Source organism: Falsiroseomonas oryzae, from assembly GCF_027856955.1.
Taxonomy (GTDB): domain Bacteria; phylum Pseudomonadota; class Alphaproteobacteria; order Acetobacterales; family Acetobacteraceae; genus Falsiroseomonas; species Falsiroseomonas oryzae.
On sequence record NZ_JAPSMD010000382.1, the window covers coordinates 1 to 5,195 of the forward strand.

Below are 5,195 nucleotides of genomic sequence, written 5' to 3' on the forward strand. Positions count from 1 at the left end.
CGCCGTGCGAGCACGGCCGCGGTGTCCGCACCCAGCGCCGGCGCTGCGACCTGCCGGCCCGGCCCGCCGTTCACGCGCACCGGGCCGGTCAGCATGCGCACCGGCGCGCCGCCCTCGGCGCGCGGGAACTCTGCCACGCCGCCGCGCGCCTGCACGAAGGGATTCTCGAGCGCGCCGCCGACATCGAGCACCGGGGCGAGCGGCACCACGCCGCCGAGCGACTCCATCCACTCCGCCGTCGTGCGCGCCTGCAGCGCCGCGTCGAGCGCCTCGGTCAGCGCGTCGCGGTTGGTCAGCCGGTCGCGCATGGTGGCGAAGCGCGGGTCGGATTTCCATTCCGGGTGCCCGACGCCATCGGCCAGCAACTCCCAGAACTTCTGCTTCTGGCACATGATCAGCAGCCAGCCGTCGCGCGTTCGATACAGCTGCGATGGCGTCAGGGAAGGATGCGCGCCGCGCGGCTCGCGGCCCTGGACGTGGCCCTTGTCCAGGTACCAGGCGGCCAGGTAGGTCAGGTTGTGCAGCGCGGTGTCGAACAGGCTGACATCGAGGTCCATGCCGCGCCCGGTTGCGCGCGCGCCGACGATGCCGGAGACCAGCGCGAAGGCCGTCATCACGCCGGTCATCATGTCCACGACGGAGAGGCCGAAGCGGGCAGGTGGCCCATCCGGCTCGCCGGTGACGGAGAGGTACCCGGCCTCCGCCTGCATCAGGTAGTCGTAGCCCGGCCAGGATCGCCGCGGTCCGTCGCGGCCATAGGCGGAGAGATGCGCGCAGACGATGCGCGGGTTGACGTCCTTCAGCTTGTCGTAGGTCAGGCCCAGTCGGTCCGGCAGGTCGCCGCGCAAGTTGTCCAGCACCGCATCCGCCCCGGCGATCAGCCCGCGCAGCAAGGCCATGCCTTCCGGCTTGCGGATGTCGATCGCGACGCTGCGCTTGTTGCGGTTGAAGGCCTGGAAGAAGTGGCTGTCGCCGGGGCCGAAGAAGTGCGGGCCGACCCCGCGGCCCATGTCGCCGCCATCGGTGTGGTTCTCGATCTTCACGACCTCGGCGCCAAGGTCGCCGAGCAGCATGGTGCCAAAGGGGCCGGCGCCGTACTGCTCCACCGCGATGACCGTGACGCCTTCCAACGGCAGGCGGGCGCCGGGCGCCAGGCCCAGCGCCGCCCGTGGATCCGGGATTCCGTCCGCCATCGGCGTCAGATCCGGTTGCGCTCGATCAGGCGCTTGGCGATCAGCAGGCGCTGGATCTCGTTCGTGCCCTCGCCGATCACCAGCAGCGGTGCGTCGCGATAGAGGCGTTCCACCACGAACTCCTTGCTGTAGCCGTAGCCGCCATGGATGCGCATGGCCTCCAGGCTGTTCTCCACCGCGGCCTCGGTCGCGAACAGCTTCGCCATGCCGGCCTCGTAGTCGGCGCGGTCGCCCCGATCCAGCGCCTGTGCCGCCTTCTCGGTCAGCAGTCTGGCGGCTTCCGTGCGGGTCGCCATGTCGCCGAGCTTCAGCGCGATCGCCTGGTGCTCGTGGATCGGCTTGCCGAAGGTGCGGCGCTGCTGCGCGTAGCGCACGCTCTCGTCCAGCGCACGCTGCGCCACGCCCACGCCGCGCGCGGCGACGTTGACGCGGCCGAGCTCCAGCCCGGCGATGGCGCAGGCCATGCCGTGGCCCTCGACGCCGCCGATCAGCCGGTCGGCGGGCACGCGGTAGTCCTCGAAGACCAGCTCGGCGCTGTCGATGCCCTTGTAGCCGATCTTCTCCAGCTTGCGGCCGACGCGGAAGCCCGGGCCCTTCTCCGCCAGCAGCATCGACATGCCCTTGTGGCGCGGGCTGGCGGCGGGGTCGGTCTTCACCAGCAGCGCGAAGCACGCGCCGTGGATGCCGTTGCTGATCCAGGTCTTGGTGCCGTTGACGATGTAGTGGTCGCCCTCGCGCCGGGCGGTGGTGCGGATCGCCTGCAGGTCGGTGCCGCAATCCGGCTCTGTCAGCGCCAGGCCGCCGCGCAGCTCGCCGGTCGCGAAGCGCGGCAGGAAGGCCTCGCGCTGCTCCGGCGTGCCCATCCGGTTGACGATCCAGGCCATGATCAGGTGGGAGTTGATGATGCCCGAGATCGACATCCACTCCGCCGCCATCCGCTCGATCACCTTGGCGTAGGTGGAGGGGCGCAGGCCGAGCCCGCCGTACTCCTGCGGGATGACGGCGCCGAACAGGCCGAGCTCCTTCATCCGCTCGACGATCTCGGTGGGATACTCGTCGGCGTGCTCCAGCTCCATCGCCACCGGGCGGACATGGCGCGCGAGGAAGCGGTCCACGGCGTCCAGGATCAGCCGCTCCTGCTCGTCGGCCTCGGAGGCGGCGCCGCGGTCCATGATGCTGTCCATCGGTGCTCTCCTCAGCCGGCCAGCGCGCCGGCGAGCGCCTGCGCATCGGGTGCCGCGTCGAGGCCGAGCACGGCCGCCTCCACGCGTGCGGCGTTGGCGGCGGAGAGCGCCAGCGCCGCGTTGCCGCGGAACTTCTCGACGATATCGGCATCCGCCAGCGGCCTGTCGGGCGCGCCGCGGTTGACCTGCTCGCGGTGGCGCAGCGTGCGGCCATCCTTCAGCTTCACCACCACCTCGCCGGAATAGGCGCGCGGGAAGGGGCTGTCGGGGTCGGGCAGGGAGGTGACCTTGTTCGCGACCTCGAGGATGGCGGCGTCGCTCAGCGCCTCGCCTTCCACCTCGGCCAGCGTCAGGCGGCCGCGCACCAGTGCTGCGGCGACCAGGAAGGGGATGCTGAACTGCGCATCGTAGCCGTTGGCCGGGCGCTTCTTGTTCGCCTCCGGCTCGCAGACCACGCCCATCACGCCTTCCGGCAGCAGCGCCTCGATCGCCGCGATGTCCTCCACGCGCACGCCCTGCGCGCGCAGCGCCAGCGCGGCGTCCACGCAGGCATGGGTGAAGTGGCAGGCGGGGTAGGGCTTCACCGAGGTCCGCGCGATCTCCCACACGCGGCCGAGCCCCGCCGTGGCCAGCGCCATGTCGCAGTTCGCCGAGAGCGGCCCGAGATAGGAGTTGAACAGGCCGAAGCGGCCCGACAGCGGGTTGGTCGCGCCGACGAAGCCCTGCCGCGCCAGCGCCGCGGCGGTCATGCCGGCCTGCGCCGCCCAGCCCGGATGCAGGCGCTTGTTCCAGGCGCCGTCCTCCAGGAATTCCAGGCTGCCGGAGGCGAGCGAAAGCGCGATGCCCTGCGCGTGGGTCAACTCGCGCTCCGTCAGGCCCATCAGGCGGCCCGCCGCCAGCGTGCAGCCGAACACGCCGACCATGCCGGTCGGGTGGAAGCCCACCTTATGGAAGCCGCCCTTGGCGACGGCGCCGAGGCGGTTGGCCACCTCCACGCCAGCGATATAGGCGGTGACCATCTCGGCCCCGCTCGCGCCGGTGCTCATCGCGGTGGAGAACACGGCCGGGAAGACGCTCGCGGTCGGGTGGATGACGCCGCCGAGATGCGTGTCGTCGAAGTCGAGGCCATGCACCAGCAGCCCGTTCACCATCGCCGCATCGCGCGGCGAGAGGCGGGCTGGCATGCCGATGACCGGCACCTCGCCGCTGCCGCCGAGGCCGCGCACCGCGGTCAGCGTGCGATGCGCGAAGTCCATGCGGGAGGAGGCGAAGGCGATGCCGATCGCGTCGAGCAGGTGGTGCGCGGCGCGGCGCCGCACCTCGGCGGGGATGTCGGCGTCCTGCAGCCGCGCGGCGAAGCGGGCGAGGGCGGGGGCGGGCTCGGTGCCGGCCTGCAGCGCGGTGGTGGAGAGGTCGTTCATCGTGCGGCGCTCCGCTTGGGGACGAGGCTGTTGCGTTCGAAGGAGAGGAAGACGGTGCCGTCCGCCTTGAAGCCTTCCGTCCGCGTGGTGACGATGCCCTGGCCGGGGCGCGAGCGGCTCTCGCGTACCTCCAGCACCTTGGACCGCGCGTAGATCGTGTCGCCGGGGTGCACGGGCGCGACGAGCCTGATCTCCTTCCAGCCGAGGTTGGCGATGGCGTTGAAGGAGATGTCGTTGACGGTCATGCCGACCACGATCGCCAGCGTCAGCGCGCTGTTGACCAGCGGCTTGCCGAATTCCGATCCCGCCGCGAAGGCGTGGTCGCAATGCATCGGGTGCTGGTTCATCGTCAGCAGGCTGAACTGGATGTTGTCGGCCTCGGTGATGGTACGGCCGGGCCAGTGCTCGAACACGTCGCCGACGCGGAAATCCTCGAGGAAGTTGCCGCGCTGGCGGCCGGCGACGACCCTGCCCGCGTCGGGGCGCTCCTTTGATCCTTCCATGTGACGTTCCTCGTGGGTTGCCGCGGAGATTATGTCCGGACATATTGTCGATCAAGACCCCTGCCGCACACGAGGCCGATGACACGCCGCCCCGCCGCCGAGCCACGATGGGCCTGAGCCCGCTCGCGGTCGCCCTGCTGGCCACCACGGTTTCGCAGGCTCTGGCGACGCTGGCTGTCTTCGCCCTGCCGACCCTGGCGGCGAAGGCGGCGGCGGACCTCGGTGCGGCGGCGCACTGGCTCGGCCTGCACGTCGCCATCGTCTATCTGCACGCGGCGGTGGTCTCGGCATCTGCCGCGGGCGTGCTGCGCCGTCTCGGGCCGGCCCGTTGCACGCAGCTGGCGCTGTGTGTCTGCGCCGCCGGGATGGCGCTGCCGGCCTTCGGCGGCCTGCCGGGCGCCGCCCTCGGTGCCGCGCTGATCGGCGCCGCGTACGGGCTCACCAACCCTGCGGCCTCGGAGGTGCTGAACCGCGTCGCGCCGCCGGCCCGGCGCAACCTGGTCTTCGCGGTGAAGCAGACCGGCGTGCCGATCGGCGGTGTGGTGGCGGGGCTCGCCCTGCCGCCGCTGGCGCTGGCCTTCGGCTGGCCCGTGGCGCTGTGGCTCGGGGCGGCGGCCTGTGGCTTGGCGGCGGTGCTGTTGTGGCCGTTGCGTGCCGCCTGGGACCAGGGGCGGGATGCGGCCGCGCCGCTGTTCGCCGGCCGAGGCCGGCTGCTGGCCGGCCTCGGTCGCGGATCCGCCTTGCGGCAGCTGGCGGTGGTCGGCGCGCTGTATGCCGCGGTGCAGGTCTCCTTCGCGTCATATCTGGTTGCCATGCTGGTCGAGGAGTTCGGCTGGAACGCCGTGGCGGCCGGCGCGGCCGCCGCGGCGGCGCAGGCTTCGGGCGCCGTGGGTC

General features: G+C 71.9%; 5 protein-coding genes. 1 reads left to right on the forward strand and 4 read right to left on the reverse strand.

Translation table 11 applies throughout. The features are described 5' to 3' along the window. The 4 genes from OZN99_RS24920 to OZN99_RS24935 all read right to left on the reverse strand — a co-directional run. On the reverse strand, positions 1 to 1,193 hold a 1,193-nt coding region (locus tag OZN99_RS24920), incomplete at its 3' end, for a CaiB/BaiF CoA transferase family protein (protein ID WP_270937940.1). A 5-nt stretch (positions 1,194 to 1,198) separates the two neighbouring features. Beyond that, positions 1,199 to 2,377, reverse strand: coding sequence for an acyl-CoA dehydrogenase family protein (locus tag OZN99_RS24925; RefSeq protein ID WP_270937941.1), 1,179 nt, complete (start codon positions 2,375 to 2,377; stop codon positions 1,199 to 1,201). Between the two features lie 11 nt (positions 2,378 to 2,388). After that, positions 2,389 to 3,798, reverse strand: coding sequence for an MmgE/PrpD family protein (locus tag OZN99_RS24930; protein ID WP_270937942.1), 1,410 nt, complete (start codon positions 3,796 to 3,798; stop codon positions 2,389 to 2,391). After that, complete coding sequence (locus OZN99_RS24935) at positions 3,795 to 4,301, reverse strand: MaoC family dehydratase (RefSeq protein ID WP_270937943.1); 507 nt, start codon at positions 4,299 to 4,301, stop codon at positions 3,795 to 3,797. Before OZN99_RS24935 ends, OZN99_RS24930 begins: the two co-directional genes overlap by 4 nt. 107 nt (positions 4,302 to 4,408) lie before the next feature. Between OZN99_RS24935 and OZN99_RS24940 the strand changes: the two genes are divergently transcribed. Beyond that, on the forward strand, positions 4,409 to 5,195 hold a 787-nt coding region (locus OZN99_RS24940; RefSeq protein ID WP_270937944.1), incomplete at its 3' end, for an MFS transporter.